Here is a 15616-nt window from a genome sequence, read left to right as displayed (position 1 = left end):
CGCATCACGCCCGGTCCCCTGCACACCCAAGCCCATATCGAGGCGCTGACGCAGGCTCTCGTCGAGACGTGGAAGGCCCTCGGCCTGCCGTTCAGCGGGCTGGTGCTGGACCTGCAGGAGCGCACGCGGCCCGAGCGGCGGCTTCAGGCCTGAGCGCGCACGCGGCTCGGGCCGGTCTCACGTCTGTGTGAGGGCACAGGCTGCCGCACTTGTTGCGGGGCGCGCAAACCCGATTTTCCCTGGGCGCACCAACAGGTGCGGTCATGGAAACGAGCCCCGCGTGCCCCGATTGCTCCCGAATGCCTGTCGCGTCTTCCTCGCTGCCACGGCCCTGCTGAGCGCAGCAGCCGCAACGCAGGCCGATGTCGGCCTCACAGCCGCCGCAGCGCCGACCGACCCCTTCCGCCACGTCCAGGCCCTGCAGGACATCGCCACGGCCAACGGCGGCAACCGGGCCGCCGGCGCGCCCGGCTATGACCGCTCCGCCGAGTACGTGGCCGATCAGCTGCGCGCCGCCGGCTACAATGTGCGGTTCGAGGAGTTCACCTTCCCGTTCTTCGAGGAGCGATCCCCGCCGGTTCTCGTGGCCGCGCCCGCAGAGCCCGATTCCTTCACGCCTGCCCGCGAGGCGCTGCGCACCCTGATGAGTTCCGGCTCCGGCGACGTGACGGCGCCGGTCCAGGCCGTGGATCTCGGCCTCGATGCGGAGCCCTTGCCGACGTCGACCAGCGGCTGCGAGCGAGAGGACTTTTCCGGCTTCACCCGGGGCAACATCGCCCTCGTGCGGCGGGGCACCTGCCCGTTCCAGACCAAGGCGGAACTGGCCCAGGCAGCCGGAGCCGCGGGCCTCGTCATCATGAACCAGGGCACCGGCGACCAGACCGGGATCTTCGGCGGGCGCCTGACCACGCAGGCGGCGATCCCCGTACTGGGGGTGACCACGGAACTGGGCCGCAAGCTCGCCGAGGTGGCTGAGGATTCATCCCGCAACCGGGTGCGCCTGAAGGTCGATGTCGAGACCGGCACCCGCTCCACCCGGAACGTCCTCGCGGAGCGCGGCGAGACGAACGGCCGCTTCGTCATGGTCGGCGCTCATCTCGACAGCGTCGCCGAAGGGCCGGGCATGAACGACAATGCGAGCGGAACGGCCGCCGTTCTGGAGACCGCCCTGCGCCTTGCGAAGGAGCCTGCGACCGGCACGCCGGTCCGCTTCGCCTTCTGGGGCGCGGAGGAGCGCGGCCTCATCGGCTCGCGCCATCACCTCGATGCGCTGTCCGACGAGGATCGGCGCCGGATCCGGTTCTACATCAACCTCGACATGGTCGGCTCGCCGAATCCCGGCCGCTTCATCCAGCTGTCGCAGACGGAGCGCACCGCCGAGACCGCCGGCCTCATCCAGGCCTTCACCGACCATTTCGAGTCCAGGAACCTCACTGTCGAGGAGCGGTCCCGCAATCAGCGCGGCTTCGGCTCGGACGATGCGGCGTTCGCGGCCAAGAACATCCCGACGCTGGGCCTCTTCACCGGCGCCGGCAACGGCAAGAGCGAGGAGCACGCCGCCCGCTTCGGCGGCGAGGCCGGTCAGCCTTACGACCCCTGCTACCACAAGGCCTGCGACAACGCGGAGAACGTGGACCGGGTGGTGCTGGGCCAGATGACCGACGCCCTGACCCAGGTGCTGCTGACCCGCACGGTCATGCCGGATCGGTAAACAAGCAGTACAAGAGATCGCTGCGGATCATCCGCGAGCAACTCTTCCGTTGGTTCAGACGGCCAGATCCGCCGCAACCGCCGCCAGAAGCGCGGCCTCCTTCTCAGGAGGCATCCCGGCCTTCAGGGGCGTCGCACGGCGGCGCCTGTCCCAGGCGAGAATGGTCGCGAGCGTTTCATCCAGCGGCCGCGTCGGCAGCCCATGGGCGAGTGCATTTTCCGTATCGATCTCCAGAAAATGGCGGAACGGCTCATCCGCATGCGGCAGCCAGAGGGGAACCTCGCTCCAGGGCTCGAGACCCGCGGCCAGGATCGCCTCATCCGGGCACCAGACGAAGCGCGCATCCGATCCCGCCACATGACGGCACGCACCGAGGAGCGTGCTCACGGGGAAGGGGCGGCCGGTGAGGTTGAAGACGCCGCCCAATCCTGTCTCGGCACCCTCGACGACGAAGCGCGCGGCATCGCGGACATCGATAAACTGGACAAGCCGCTGCGGATCCCCGGGAGCCGGGACAGGTCCGCCCTGATCCACACGGCGCACCCAGTAGGTCAGCCGGTCCGTATAGTCGCCTGCACCGACCAGAAGGCCCGCCCGGAGAACGAGAGCCCTGTCGCCGAGACGCTCGAGCGCCACGAGTTCGCATTCCCGTTTCAACGGACCATAGGCCGGGCCGTACGATCCGGCGCTGGAGCGCTGCTCCACGGGGAGCGAACGCGCAAGCTCCATTTGCTCGGGCGTTGCGCGGCTCGTCGGCGCCTGTTCGGTCAGGCCAGGTTTGGCGAAATCCTGATAGACGGAAGCGCTCGACACGAGCGCGTAGCGACCGATGGTTGGGGACAGGGCATCGAGCAGGCTCGCCACGGCTTCGGGCGCAAATGCGCAGGTATCGACGACAAGGTCGAAGCTGCGCCCCTTGAGCGCCGAGAGATTGCTGTGCCGGTCACCGACGATCGTCTCGATCCCAGCCCCCACTGCCGGATTGACGGTCTGGCCCCGGGTGAAGACTGCGACCCTGTGGCCGGCCTTGAGCGCTGCATCCGCAACCGCCCCACCCAGAAATCCCGTTCCGCCGACCACAAGCACGTTCATCGCAGACATCCCGACTCATGTTGAGCCCTGAGGCTAGTCACACCGGGATAGCCGGCACAAGGCCGTCATGACGAGCGGGTGTCATCCCCGACGGCCGCAGCGCGGGAAGGGGATCCATGATCAGGTGCAGCGCCATGGACTCCCTGCCCCTCCGCTGACGCTGCGGCCGGGCACGATACCCTCCACGTCATCCTCGGGCTTGTCCCGGGGATCCACGTCTTTGCCGCCGGTTGAAGACGTGGATGGCCGCAACAAGTGCGGCCATGACGGTGAGGGTGTAGATGCGGGTATGTTCTTATTTTGTTCTTGACACTGCCTTCAAGCTCGGCTATACCTTGCCTTAGACCTGCCTCTGACGAGGGGCGCGCTCGCGAGGCGTCGCAGTGTGGAGGCAGGCACGGTCCCGTGGTGCGGCCTCGCAAGCGGCATCGACGGGAGGCCCAGGCTGCGTGCCGGTGGTCGGAATCGGCTCAAGGCCCCCGTCGAGCAGACGGACCCCGCCTTGAGCGGTCACCGGGCCGGCACCGCCTGAACGCCTAAAGAAGCCGTGCGCGAAGAGGCATTCCGGCTCTTCCCTTTCACCATCACACATCGAGCCGGGCTGCCATTCGCGCCACCCTCGATTGCCTCACAGGCTCGCAGCTCATCGGCTGCGGGCCCTGAGGTGCTGGTTCTTTGACTCAGACATGCCAACGGCCCTCCAGGATGACAGTGGATTGCGTGCACCGTCTCGCCGTGCCGCTGGAGACTCCGCCCTGGCGCGCTATGGTTCAAGCACCCTCAAACCCGATTCGATCATGCCCGCACACAACACCTCCTCGAAAGCCGTCGACACCCTCACACCCGATGAAGCCCGTGCCGAGCACGAGGCGCTCGGCGCCGAAATCGCGGAGCACGACCGGCGCTATTACGAGGAGGATGCGCCCGCCGTCTCGGACGCGGAATACGACGCGCTCCGCAAGCGCTACGAGGCCCTGGAGGATCGGTTTCCCGAACTGAAAAGCCCTGAGAGCCTGACCCAGAAGGTCGGCTCCAAGGTGTCGGAGAAATTCGGCAAGATCCGCCACCGCGTGCCGATGCTCTCGCTGGCCAACGGCTTTGCCGACGAGGAGGTGGAGGAGTTCGTCGAACGCATCCGCCGCTTCCTCAACCTGAAGGACGATGCGCCGCTCGCCTTCACGGCCGAGCCCAAGATCGACGGGCTGTCGTTGAGCCTGCGCTACGAGAACGGAAAGCTCGTGTCCGCCGCGACCCGCGGCGACGGCGCGGTGGGCGAGGACGTGACCAACAACGCCCGCACGGTGGGCGACATTCCACACCGGCTGAAGGGCTCTGGTGTTCCGGATGTCTTCGAGGTGCGCGGCGAGGTCTATCTCTCGCATGAGGATTTCGCCGCCATCAACGCGCGCCAGGAAGCAGCCGGCAAGCCGCTCTTCGCCAATCCGCGCAATGCGGCGGCGGGTAGCCTGCGCCAGCTCGATGCGTCGATCACCGCGTCGCGCCCGTTGCGCTTCTTCGCCTATGCCTGGGGCGAGGTCAGCGCCATGCCGGCGGACACGCAACACGGCATGATGGAGCGCTTCAAGAGCTTCGGCCTCACGGTCAATCCGCTGACGCGCCGCTGCGAGAGCATCGCGGAGCTGCTGGAGCATTACCACGCCATCGAGACCGACCGCGCCAATCTCGGCTACGACATCGACGGCGTCGTGTACAAGGTCGACAGTCTCAGTCTGCAGCAGCGCCTCGGCTTCGTGTCGCGCTCGCCGCGCTGGGCATTGGCGCACAAATTTCCCGCGCAGAAGGCGATCACGGTGCTGGAGGACATCGAGATCAATGTGGGCCGCACGGGCTCGCTCAACCCGATTGCGCGCCTGAAGCCCGTGACCGTGGGCGGCGTCGTGGTGTCGAACGCGACGCTGCACAACGAGGATTACATCAAGGGCATCGGCGGCAACGGCGAGAAGATCCGCGGCGGCGTCGACATCCGCATCGGCGATACGGTCGTCATCAACCGGGCCGGCGACGTGATCCCGAAGGTGCTCGACGTGGTGCTGGACAAGCGTCCGGCCGATGCGAAACCATATGAGTTTCCCACCACTTGCCCGGCCTGCGGCAGCCACGCGGTGCGCGAGGTCAATCCGCGTACGGCTAAGGAGGATGCGGTGCGCCGCTGCACCGGCGGCCTCATCTGCCCGGCGCAAGCCCGCGAGCGCCTGAAGCATTTCGTGTCGCGCAACGCCTTCGACATCGAAGGTCTCGGTCTGCAGCGCATCGACGAGTTCTACGAGGAAGGCTTGATCCAGCGCCCGCAGGATATCTTCACGCTTGAGGCACGCAATGCGCGCAGCCTCAAGCGATTGGAGAACCGGGAAGGCTGGGGCGAGACGAGCGCCAAGAACCTGTTCGCCGCCATTCAGGCGCGCCGCTCCATCGCGCTCAACCGCCTCATCTTCGCGCTCGGCATCCCGCATGTGGGCGAGACATCGGCACGGCTGCTGGCGCGCCATTTCGGCACCTTCGAGCACCTGCGCGAAATCGCCAGAGCCGCGGCCGACGAGACGTCGGAAGCGCATGCGGAGATTACCGCCATCGGCGGGATCGGCCCGGTGGTGGCCGAGGCCATCGTCGAGTTCTTCAAGGAGGAGCACAACGAGCAGATGCTCGATGCGCTGCTGGCCGAGGTGAGCATCGAGGCGATGGAGATCCCCGCCACGGCGAGTTCTCCGGTGGCGGGCAAGACCGTGGTCTTCACCGGCTCGCTGGAGCAGATGACCCGCGAGGAGGCCAAGGCCATGGCCGAGCGGCTCGGGGCCAAGGTGGCGGGCTCCGTGTCGAAGAAGACCGACATCGTGGTGGCCGGCCCCGGGGCGGGATCGAAGCTCGCCAAGGCGGCCGAGCTCGGGGTCCAGGTCATGGACGAGGACGGCTGGTTCGCCCTCGTCGGGCGCGGGTGAGACTCCTGTCCAAGACAGGGCGGCTTCGATATGCCATGGTGCGCCCATGACGGTGATTACCCCCGAGGTCTCGCTGGATCCTGCCCAGGTCGGGGCCGGCGACGTGACGCATTTCTGGCGAGTGCCGCGCTACCGCGACCTCGACTGCCTGCGCGCGACCTTCCGCCGTCATGCTTATGCCCGCCACAGCCACGATACCTATGCCATCGCGGCTGTGCTGGCGGGCTGCGAGACCTTCTTCCATCGCGGCGAGCAGCGCTTTGCGCCGGCAGGCTCCATCGCCGTCGTCTGCCCGGATGAGATCCACGACGGGGAGCCCTATGGCGGCGGCTTCGAGTACCGCACCTTCTATCCTTCGCCGGAGCTGATGCAGGAGATCGCCGAGGATGTGGCGGGCCGTCCGCTCTCCCGGCCGCCCTGGTTCCCGCATTCGGTCATCGACGACCCCGAGCTGACGCTGGCCCATGCCCAGCTTCATGCCTGCCTGTCGGCGGACGGACGCTGGGCCTCCGAGATGGAGCAGGACACCCGGCTCGTCGATTTTCTGAGCCGTCTGATCGCCCGCTGGGCCGATCTCGATGCACTGCCGGCCCTGCGCTACGGCTCGAAGGGGATCCTGCGGGCGCGCGACTATCTCGACGCCCATATGGGCGAGGAGGCGGACCTGGCAGGCCTTGCCAATCTGGCGGGCCTGTCGCGCAGCCATTTCATCCGCGCCTTCGCCAAGGAAACCGGCCTGACGCCGCACGCCTATCTCCTCGACCGGCGCTTCCGGGCCGCGACCCGGCTGCTGCAGCAGGGCGAGGCTCCGGGCGACGTGGCGGCGGCCTGCGGCTTCTTCGACCAGAGCCACCTCAACCGGGTCTTCAAGGCCCGCATGGGCGTGACGCCGGGGGCTTATCGAGCGGCCTAGAGTATTCGCGAGACAGCACTTTCATCCAAGACGTCTCATGCTTCATCCCGCATAAGGCCGGAGCAATGAGGAATGTCATGGATCAGGCCAACCCCTTCGTCTCCACACCCCGCCGGGACATCCGGGCGGGCCTGCGCGACATTGCGCCGGTGGCCGTCGCGGCCGTTCCCATCGGCCTCCTGTTCGGCGCGGTCGCGGTGGCCAAGGGCATGTCGCCCCTCGAAGTCACGCTCATGTCCGCCCTGGTCTTCGCGGGCGGCGCGCAGTTCGCCGCTATCGAAACCTGGGTCAGTCCCGCGCCCATCCTGACCCTGGCCTTCGCGACCCTGCTCATCAATGCCCGCCATGTGCTGATGGGAGCCTCTCTCACGCCTAAGGTCCGCATGTCGCGGGTCCAGACCCTGCTGGCCTATTTCTTCCTCACCGACGAGGCCTGGGCCCTGTCGGAGCGTCGCGCCCTGGAGCGGCCCGTGACGGGCGCCTATTGGATTGCCATGGCCGTGGTGCTCTGGGCCAACTGGACGCTGTCGTCGACCATCGGAGCCATCCTCGGCTCGTTCCTCGGCGATCCGGAACGCATCGGCGCAGACTTCGCCTTCACGGCCCTGTTCATCGGGCTCGTCGCGGGCTTCGGCAAGAGCCGCGTGACGCTGGTCACCGTCGCCGTCAGCGCGGGCGTTGCGGCCCTCGTGCATCTCTTCGTCGGCGCACCGTGGCATGTGGCCTCCGGCGCACTCGCAGGCATTGCCGCCGCCTATCTTGCGGCGCCCGAGGAGGCGCGCTCATGAATCTCGACACGACCACCCTGATTGCGATCCTGGCCATGGCGGCGGTGACCTACCTGACGCGCATCGCAGGCCTGTTCGTGGCCGACCGCCTCGTGCTCACGGGCCGCGCGAAAGCCGCCTTCGACGCCATTCCGCCGGCCGTGCTCGTGGCCGTGATCGCGCCCACCGCTCTCACCACCGGATGGGCGGAAGCGATTGCCGCCGCCATTACGGCGGTCGCGGCGTTCCGGCTTCCGCTCCTCGGCACGGTGGCGGTCGGCGTGATCGCCGTCGTGGTGCTGCGGAACGTGCTCTAGCTGATCGCCTGCGTCGCCTGCTCAAGCCACGCCCGCGTGTCGGCATCGAGATGCGGGCCGATCTTGTCGCGAACGGCCGCGTGGTACGCATTGAGCCATGCGATTTCGTCCGCCGTCATGATCGCCGGCTCCACAAGGCGCAGGTCGATGGGCGTGAAGGTCAGCGTCTCGAATCCCATCATCTCGCGGTCGCCGCCGGGGATCGTGCGTGGCTCGACGAGGATCAGGTTCTCGATGCGGATGCCGTAGGCGCCGGGCTTGTAGAAGCCGGGCTCGTTGGAGAGCATCATGCCGATCTCGAGCGGCGTGTGGCCGGTCTTGGCGATGCGCTGCGGGCCCTCATGCACGGAGAGATAGCTGCCGATGCCGTGGCCGGTGCCGTGATCGAAATCGAGGCCGGCTTCCCACAGGGGCTTGCGTGCGAAGGCGTCGATCTGCGCGCCGGTCGTGCCTTTCGGGAACACCGCCTGCGCGATGGCGATATGACCTTTTAGCACGCGGGTGAAGCGGTCCTTCATCTCCGCCGTCGGCTCGCCCACAATGATCGTGCGGGTGATATCCGTGGTGCCGTCCTCATATTGCGCGCCGGAGTCGATCAGGAAGATCTGGTTGCGCTCGATGGTGCGGTTGCTCGAAGAGGTCACGCGGTAATGGGGCAGGGCGGCATTGGGGCCGGCGCCGGAGATGCTGGGGAAGGAGATGTTCTTCAGCGCACCCGTCTCGACGCGGAACGCCTCCAGGGCTTCGACAGCGTCGATCTCGGTGAGCTTGCCCGAGGGTGCCTCGCGGTCGAGCCAGGCGAGGAAGCGGGCTACCGCCACGCCGTCGCGCAGATGCGCCGCATGCGAGCCTGCGATCTCGGCCTTGTTCTTCACAGCCTTCATGAGGGCGATCGGATCGGCCCCCACATCGACCTTGCCGCCTGCCGCCTCGATGCGGCGGATCAGGGCGACGGCGCCGGTGGCCGAATCGATGCGGATCTTGCCGCCCGTCTGGCCCAGTTCGTCGAGGGCGCCCTGGAAGCCGCTGATTGGCGCGAATGCCGCGAGATCGCCGACTGCGTCGCCGGCCTCGTTCGTCACCTTGGTCGGATCAAAGAACAGGCTCGCATGCCCCTCCCTGGGCAGGATGGCGTAGCCCAGCGGCAGGGGCGTGTGGCCGACATCGCCGCCGCGCAGGTTGAACGCCCAGGCGAGGTTGTGCGGATCGGAAATGACGAGGGCGTCGATCTTGGCCTCGGCCATCTTGCGGCGGATGCGCTCCAGCTTGGCGGACGCGGCCTCGCCGGCATAATCGTGCAGATGCGGCCGCACGGGAGCCTGCGGGGGCGCCGGGCGGTCGATCCAGACCACATCGACCAGGTTCATGTCGACGGGCGCAAGCCGCCCGCCGGCCCGGCCGACCGCCTGCTCCAGGCGCTTCAGGCTATCGCTGGTGTGCAGCCAGGGGTCGTAGGCGAGGGTGCCGCCCTGCGGGAGGTTCTCGGCGATCCAGTCCTCGGGGGTGAAATCGGCGAGCTGAACCGGTGTGATCACGGAGGTGTCCACCTGCTCGGCGGCCTGGACCGTGTAGCGCCCGTCGACCACGAGTGCGGCCTTGTTCTGGAGGATGACCGCCGTGCCGGCGGAGCCGGTAAAGCCCGTGAGCCAAGCCAGGCGCTCGGCACTCCTTGGCACATACTCGCCCTGATGCTCGTCGGCGCGGGGCACGATGAACCCGTCGAAGCCCCGGCGGGCCATCTCGGCCCGCAGCTTGGCGATATGTTTTGGGCCCTGGTCAGGGGAGGTCGTGTCGTCGAAGAACTGGAACTGAGCCATGGAAAGCAGCACCGGGGATCGGAGAGATGAAGAGGCGACACGCTAGGCCGGAGCGATTGCTCCTGCAACTGATGGCCTTGCGCCGGCTGCTCATCCCGAGAGCAGTTCGCCTCATTAGCATGCGCCGGATGCCTGGGAGTTAACCGATTGGCGACGCATGCTGCGAAAAATGCATGGCTCGCATGTGATTCTATGACTTCTACCAAAGTCGGACAGAGCCTATCTTCCTGACAACAAGAACAGAGGAGCGCTGAAGGGTTTCAGCACCGATCTGTTGGAGATGAGCCCATGACCGCAGCCGTTTTTTCGTCCCACCTCGCCAGCCCTGTCACCGCGCCGTCCAGGCTTTCGCAGGTTGCAGCCCGCGTGATCAATGCTCTCATGGAGAGCCGCGCCCGGAGCGCCGAGCGGGAACTGCGCCGCCACGAGGCCTTCATGTCCGATCTCGGCCGCCGACAGGATCATTCGCCCCTGTTCCTCGACCAGTCGGACGATCTGCCCGTCAAGCTCTGACCATTTCCTCACCGAGAAAGACAAGACAATGATCATCGTCGCCGCCCTCAAGGCCATCCGCGAAGTCTGGAGCGAGACCTTCAAGCTCCGCCGCGAACTCGCCAAGCGCTATCCGGGCGTTCTGGCTGAGTAACAAGGCTTACTGGCGAGGCAACGCACGAGCGTTGCCTCGTTTCATGACCAAAGCTGCCCAGCCTTCGAGGTTGTAGCGGCGCTGCAGATACCAGCCCTGATGGGCATAGGCCGAAAGAACGCCTGGAACGTCGCGGTAGAGAAGCCCCGACAGAATGATCGTTCCGTCGTCGCTCGCCACCCGCGCCAGCGACGATGCCAGCATCCGCAGGGGCTTTGCCAGGATATTGGCGAAGACGAGATCGAAGTGACCCGGGCGGTCGGCTTCCGGATGGCGGATGCCTGGGCCGACATAGAGCTTCATCCAAGCCGCAATCCCGTTGAGCCGCGCGTTCTCCCGCGCCACCCGCACGGCCTCAGGGTCGATGTCCCCCGCCACGACGGGGCGCTTCAGAACCTTCGCCGCAGCAAAGGCCAGAATGCCCGTGCCGGTGCCCACATCGAGCACATGGCGAGGCGTACGCATCTTCAGCTCATCCACGAAGGCAAGCAGGCAGCCCTTGGTCGTGCCATGGTGGCCCGTGCCGAAAGCGAGGCCCGCCTCGATCTCAATGGCGATGTCGCTCGGCAGGCACTGCTCGCGGTCATGGGAGCCGTGGACGAAGATGCGGCCCGCCCGAACCGGCTTGAGGCCCTCCAGCGACGACTTCACCCAATCCTTCTGCTCGAGGGGCAGGAACACGCCCTTGTCGGCTTCCGCCCCCACAATGGGGCGCAGCAGGTTGCGGATCGCCGCCTCGTCCGGCTGGTGCGCGAAATAGGCCTCCAGCATCCAGGGGCCGTCGTCTTCCGTCTCGAACGATGCGACGGCCGTCTCGGCGGGATCGAAAATCTCGCCGATCATGTCGGTCATGGCGCGGGCGGAACGCTCGTCCGTGGTGATGCGGAAGACGTGGGTGGGGCGGTTGGGGTGCAGACCTTCAAGCATGCCGTCGCCTTAGCATCGTTGGTGCCGAAGGTCACCTGTTCGTGAAACGGAGATGGCGGAGGAACCGTCGAGGAGGCGGCCCGTTTTGCCTTCGCTCAGCGGCAGAAATGGCTGAAAGCGCCACTGCTGCGCTCGTTCCCATCCAGGAGATCCCCATGTCCGGACGCCTCTTCGACAAGGTCGCCATCGTGACGGGTGCCGGCACCGGCATCGGCGAAGCCATTGCGCTCAAGTTCGCCCGGGAGGGCGCGCGCCTTCTCCTCGTCGGCCTGCCGGACGACCCGGTGGAGGACGTCGCCCGGACAATCAACAGGGCCGGCGGTTTCGCGGAGGTCTATCTTGGCGATATCGCCGAGGAGCACCATGCGCAGGCAGCGGTCGAAGCCTGCATGAGCGCCTATGGCCGCATCGACATTCTGATCAACAATGCCGGTGTGTTCCTGGCCGTCGCAGAGGCGCAGGATTATCCCATCGACAAGTTCGACGAGACCCTGCGGTCGAATGTGCGTTCCGTATTCCTTATGACGCGATTTGCGCTGCCGCATCTGCAGGAGAGCTACGGCAACATCGTCGCCACAGGTTCGGAAGCCGGCATGATCGGTCATCCGAAGAATGCCATCTACGGCGGCACGAAAGCATTCATCCACTCCTTTATCCAGGGCATTGCGGCGGAGCAGGCGGCTTACGGCGTGCGCGCCAACTGCGTCTGCCCCGGTCCTATCGACACCGCTTGGACGCACAAATCCACGGGACCGATGGATTCCGAACTCGCCACCATGATCACGCAGGCAACGCCCATGGGCCGTCGCGGCACGCCCGAGGAAGTGGCGAACGTGTTCTGTTTCCTGGCCTCCGACGAGGCGAGCTTCGTGACGGGCGCGCTCTACACGGTCGATGGCGGGATCACGATCTCGAAAGGCCCTGTCGGCGCCAAGGCTTCCTCGCATTTCAAGAAGCAGCCCGAGGGAACGTTGCCTACCCGGCACTCCCACGATGGCTTGAAGAACAAGGATTACGAGACGCTTACCTAGGGAGGGTCCGGCGCCTCCTGCAATGATATGGCAAAAAAGTGGAACCTATGGACTGCCCTCTTGTTAAGGGCATGAAAATAGTCCGCCTGCGGGCGGGCTGCTCTTTGCCATGAAAGCCATAGGAGGACACCATGGTGGACCATCCAGCGACGCCTCGGAACCTGGGCGATAAAGACGCGCCACACATGTCTCCAGTCACTCCGGCCGAAGATGCCCGCACCATCATGCTGAACCGCATCTCGTGGGGTGCGGTTCTGGCCGGCGTGGTCACGGCCCTGGTGACCCAGCTTATCCTCAACATGATCGGCATCGGCATCGGCGTGGCGACTCTCGATCCGGCTGCGGGAGACACCCCGCAGGCGTCGACCTTCTCCATCGCTGCCGGTATCTGGTGGACGCTCTCCGGTATCATTGCATCTTTCGCAGGCGGCTACTTGGCCGGCCGGCTCTCGGGACGTCCCAAGGAATCCACCGCCGGATTCCACGGCCTGGTCTCCTGGGCTGCAACGACCCTGCTCATCTTCTACCTGCTGACCTCGACCCTCGGCAATCTCCTGGGCGGTGCCTACAACACCCTGTCCAACGCCGTAGGCGGCCTGGGCCAGGCGGCGGTGCAGACGGCAGCGCCTGCTCTGGCGCAGAACCCGAATCCGTTCGCCGCCATCGAGCAGCAAGTGCGCAGCGCAACGGGCGGGAACGATCCTGCCCAGTTGCGCGATGCGGCCGTCGCGAGCCTGCGCGCTATGCTGACCGGCGATCAGGCGCAGGTTCAGCAGGCGCGTGATCGGGCGGTCGATGCCCTTGCCCGCGCGCGGAACATCCCGCCGGAAGAAGCCCGCAACCAGGTTGCCCAGTACGAGCAGCAGTACCGGCAAGCGGTGGATCAGGCGAAGCAGGCAGCCGATACGGCAGCCACCGGTGTCTCGACCGCAGCACTTCTCGGTGCGCTGGGCCTGATCCTCGGCGCTCTCGCGGGCTGGTTCGGCGGCCGTTCAGGCGCCGTCGATCCCACGATCACGGCGCGGTATCTCGCCGGCGAACGACGCTGATCGAGGCTTGAGATCGAGCTGACGCCGGTTCTTCAGACCGGTGTCAGCTCCCTGGCCGGCTCAAGTACCTTGAGGCGCTCCGCCTCCTTCTGTCTGTACTCGCGCTGCACATCCGTGATGTAGTCGCGCACGAGCGGCGCCGCATCGCGCTTGCGGGCGAGCTGCATGTGAAACACGAGCTGGCTGCCCGTGGTGAACATGGTCTCGGCACTGATGAGATAGAACTCGAACATGCGGCAGAAGCGCTCGTCGTACATGGCGGCGATCTTTTCGCGGTTCGCCTCGAAGCGTCGGTGCCAGTGATTGAGCGTCTTTGCGTAGTGCAGGCGCAGGAATTCGAGATCCGTCACCCAGAGCTGGTTCTGCTCGACGACGGGGAACACCTCCGAGAGGGCAGGGGAGTAGGCGCCGGGGAAGATGTACTTGCGCAGCCACGGGCTTGCGGTGCCGGGCGGGCTCATCTTGCCGATGGAATGCAGCACCATGAGCCCGTCATCGTCGAGCAGCGCGTTGATCTTGGCGAAGAACTCGCCGTAATGGTGCACGCCCACATGCTCGAACATGCCAACCGAGACGATACGGTCGAACTTCTTGTCCACCTTGCGGTAGTCGAGCAGTTCGAAGCGGACGCGGTCGGAAAGGCCGGCACGACGCGCCTTCTCGTTTGAGAGTTCGTACTGCTCCTTGGAGAGCGTGACGCCGGTGACGTCGACATCCTCCATGGCGGCGAGATAGAGCGCGAGATCGCCCCAGCCGCTGCCGATGTCGAGGATCTTCATGCCCGGCTTCAGAAGGAGCTTCGACGCGATCAGCCGCAGCTTGTTCTGCTGCGCCTCTTCCAGCGTGTCGTCATCATTCACGAAATAGGCGCAGGAATACTGCATGCCCTTGTCGAGGAAGAGCTTGTAGAAGTCGTTGCCCAGATCGTAGTGGTGCGCCACGTTCTGCTGCGCCTTGCCGACGGGGTTAGCCTGCTGGAAACGCTTCACACCCCGCGAGATGCGCTTGAGAACGCTCTGCAGCGGGTAGTTCGCCAGGGATGAGCGGTTCATCGAGAAGAGGTTCAGGAAATCCCTCAAATTCGAGCCGTCCTCGAAGCTCATGCGGCCGTCCATATAGGCTTCGCCGGCATGCAGTTCCGGGTTGAGGAAGAGCTTGTGATAGAGCGAGCGGTCCGTCAGTCGCATGGTGACGTTCGGGCCTGGCTTCTCCCCGCCGAAGCTATGGGTGCCTCCCTCCGCATCGATCACCTTCAAGGTTCCGGCACGCACGAAGGATTTCAGCATGTTGGACAGGGGGAACATCGGCACCTCGCGGGATCGGTCGTCAGGGGGCGGATGGTTCCACAGTTACGGGCGGGTGACTAGAGGGAGGTCAGATCAGAACTCGTCTAAAGTAAAGGACAAACAGCCTAAATTGGGAACAACCGGGAGACGCTCCGGTTGGAAGGCTGACTCTTGCGGGGCTGAGGGTCGTCACTCAATCCATCGAACAGGAGCAGCCGATGTTCTTCCGCCAGAAGCAGATGGCGTATCACGCCAAGCCTGAGAAACCCGATCCGCTCTTCGCCAAGATGCTCCAGGAGCCCCTCGGCGGCCAATGGGGCGAGATCAGCGTGATGATGACCTACCTGTTCCAGGGCTGGAATTGCCGCGGTCCCCAGAAGTACAAGGACATGATCATGGACATCGGCACCGAGGAGATCGGCCATGTCGAAATGCTCGCCACCATGATCGCCCGCCTGCTCGAGACCTCGCCGATCGAGCAGCAGGAAGAGATGGCGAAGAACTCCGTCGTCGGCGCGGTCATGGGTGGTGCTCGCGTGGAAGATGCCATCGTGGCCGGCATGAACCCGCAGCACTACATCGTGGCCGGCATGGGCTCCCGCCCGTCCGACAGCATCGGCAATCCCTGGACGGCAGCCTATACCATCGCGAGCGGCAATCTGCTCGCCGACTTCCGCTTCAACGTGACGGCCGAGAGCCAGGGTCGCCTGCAGGTCAGCCGTCTTTACAACATGACGAACGACACCGGCGTGCGCGACATGCTCTCGTTCCTCATCGCGCGCGATACCATGCACCAGAACCAGTGGCTTGCCGCAATCAAGGAGCTGGAGGAGGACGGCCTCGAAATGACGCCGGTGCCGTCGAACTTCCCGCAGGAACTGGAGAAGAGCGAAGTCGCCTACCAGTTCCTCAACCATTCCGAAGGCACGGAGAGCGAGCAGGGCCGCTGGGCTCGCGGGCCTGCGCCGGACGGGAAGGGCACCTTCACCTATATCGACCGCCCGCCGGCCTACACGGAGGACGAGGGCAACCTCAACCCGGTCGATCCCCGCGCCTACGGCACGCCGCCGGCACCCGTGCCGCCGGCTGCTGCGGAATAGCCGCGG

At 65.9% G+C, this 15616-nt stretch carries 13 protein-coding genes; 9 read left to right on the top strand and 4 right to left on the bottom strand.

Annotated elements, in window-relative coordinates; all coding sequences use genetic code 11:
- Positions 1-280 precede the first annotated feature (280 nt).
- Positions 281-1711: a M20/M25/M40 family metallo-hydrolase gene (locus JAO75_RS18355; RefSeq protein WP_199050592.1), complete on the top strand. Its 1431-nt coding sequence runs from the start codon at positions 281-283 to the stop codon at positions 1709-1711.
- A 54-nt stretch (positions 1712-1765) separates the two neighbouring features.
- Here the strand turns inward: JAO75_RS18355 and JAO75_RS18350 are convergent, their stop codons facing one another.
- The gene (locus JAO75_RS18350) at positions 1766-2803 is read right to left on the bottom strand and encodes an NAD-dependent epimerase/dehydratase family protein (protein WP_199050591.1); all 1038 of its coding nucleotides are present in this window, start codon (positions 2801-2803) and stop codon (positions 1766-1768) included.
- Positions 2804-3600: 797 nt separating this feature from the next.
- On the opposite strand from JAO75_RS18350, the gene ligA reads away from it, so the two are divergent.
- The 4 genes from ligA to JAO75_RS18330 all read left to right on the top strand — a co-directional run bounded on the left by ligA (position 3601) and on the right by JAO75_RS18330 (position 7754).
- Entirely contained in the window at positions 3601-5757 is a 2157-nt protein-coding gene (gene ligA / locus JAO75_RS18345; protein WP_199050590.1) for an NAD-dependent DNA ligase LigA, read from the top strand.
- A gap of 46 nt (positions 5758-5803) precedes the next feature.
- Positions 5804-6670 carry a helix-turn-helix transcriptional regulator gene (locus JAO75_RS18340; RefSeq protein ID WP_199050589.1) on the top strand — a complete coding sequence of 289 codons (867 nt, stop codon included), beginning with the start codon at positions 5804-5806 and terminating at the stop codon, positions 6668-6670.
- 77 nt (positions 6671-6747) lie between these two features.
- Positions 6748-7458: an AzlC family ABC transporter permease gene (locus JAO75_RS18335; protein ID WP_199050588.1), complete on the top strand. Its 711-nt coding sequence runs from the start codon at positions 6748-6750 to the stop codon at positions 7456-7458.
- Positions 7455-7754, top strand: coding sequence for an AzlD family protein (locus tag JAO75_RS18330; protein WP_199050587.1), 300 nt, complete (start codon positions 7455-7457; stop codon positions 7752-7754). The genes JAO75_RS18335 and JAO75_RS18330 overlap by 4 nt, the downstream gene beginning before the upstream one ends.
- Here the strand turns inward: JAO75_RS18330 and JAO75_RS18325 are convergent.
- On the bottom strand, positions 7751-9571 hold the full coding sequence (locus tag JAO75_RS18325) for an aminopeptidase P family protein (RefSeq protein ID WP_199050586.1): 1821 nt from the start codon (positions 9569-9571) through the stop codon (positions 7751-7753). The genes JAO75_RS18330 and JAO75_RS18325 overlap by 4 nt on opposite strands.
- Before the next feature lie 288 nt (positions 9572-9859).
- On the opposite strand from JAO75_RS18325, the gene JAO75_RS18320 reads away from it, so the two are divergent.
- Positions 9860-10084, top strand: coding sequence for a hypothetical protein (locus tag JAO75_RS18320; RefSeq protein ID WP_199050585.1), 225 nt, complete (start codon positions 9860-9862; stop codon positions 10082-10084).
- Between the two features lie 139 nt (positions 10085-10223).
- On the opposite strand, the gene JAO75_RS18315 is transcribed toward JAO75_RS18320, so the two are convergent.
- Positions 10224-11144: a 50S ribosomal protein L11 methyltransferase gene (locus JAO75_RS18315; RefSeq protein ID WP_199050584.1), complete on the bottom strand. Its 921-nt coding sequence runs from the start codon at positions 11142-11144 to the stop codon at positions 10224-10226.
- Between the two features lie 155 nt (positions 11145-11299).
- Here JAO75_RS18315 and JAO75_RS18310 point away from each other — a divergent pair, with 155 nt between their 5' ends.
- Both JAO75_RS18310 and JAO75_RS18305 read left to right on the top strand, forming a co-directional pair.
- On the top strand, positions 11300-12175 hold the full coding sequence (locus JAO75_RS18310) for an SDR family NAD(P)-dependent oxidoreductase (RefSeq protein WP_199050583.1): 876 nt from the start codon (positions 11300-11302) through the stop codon (positions 12173-12175).
- 185 nt (positions 12176-12360) lie between these two features.
- Positions 12361-13224, top strand: a complete 864-nt coding sequence (locus JAO75_RS18305) for a PhnA-like protein (protein ID WP_246742592.1) — start codon at positions 12361-12363, stop codon at positions 13222-13224.
- A 32-nt stretch (positions 13225-13256) separates the two neighbouring features.
- Here the strand turns inward: JAO75_RS18305 and JAO75_RS18300 are convergent, their stop codons facing one another.
- Positions 13257-14528 carry an SAM-dependent methyltransferase gene (locus JAO75_RS18300; RefSeq protein ID WP_199050581.1) on the bottom strand — a complete coding sequence of 424 codons (1272 nt, stop codon included), beginning with the start codon at positions 14526-14528 and terminating at the stop codon, positions 13257-13259.
- 200 nt (positions 14529-14728) lie between these two features.
- Between JAO75_RS18300 and JAO75_RS18295 the strand changes: the two genes are divergently transcribed.
- On the top strand, positions 14729-15610 hold the full coding sequence (locus JAO75_RS18295; protein WP_199050580.1) for a manganese catalase: 882 nt from the start codon (positions 14729-14731) through the stop codon (positions 15608-15610).
- Positions 15611-15616 lie beyond the last annotated feature (6 nt).

It is taken from the genome of Microvirga splendida, from assembly GCF_016427565.1.
GTDB classification, from domain to species: domain Bacteria; phylum Pseudomonadota; class Alphaproteobacteria; order Rhizobiales; family Beijerinckiaceae; genus Microvirga; species Microvirga splendida.
Note: the sequence above shows the minus strand (reverse complement) of the source record. Positions and strands in the feature narration are given on the sequence as shown.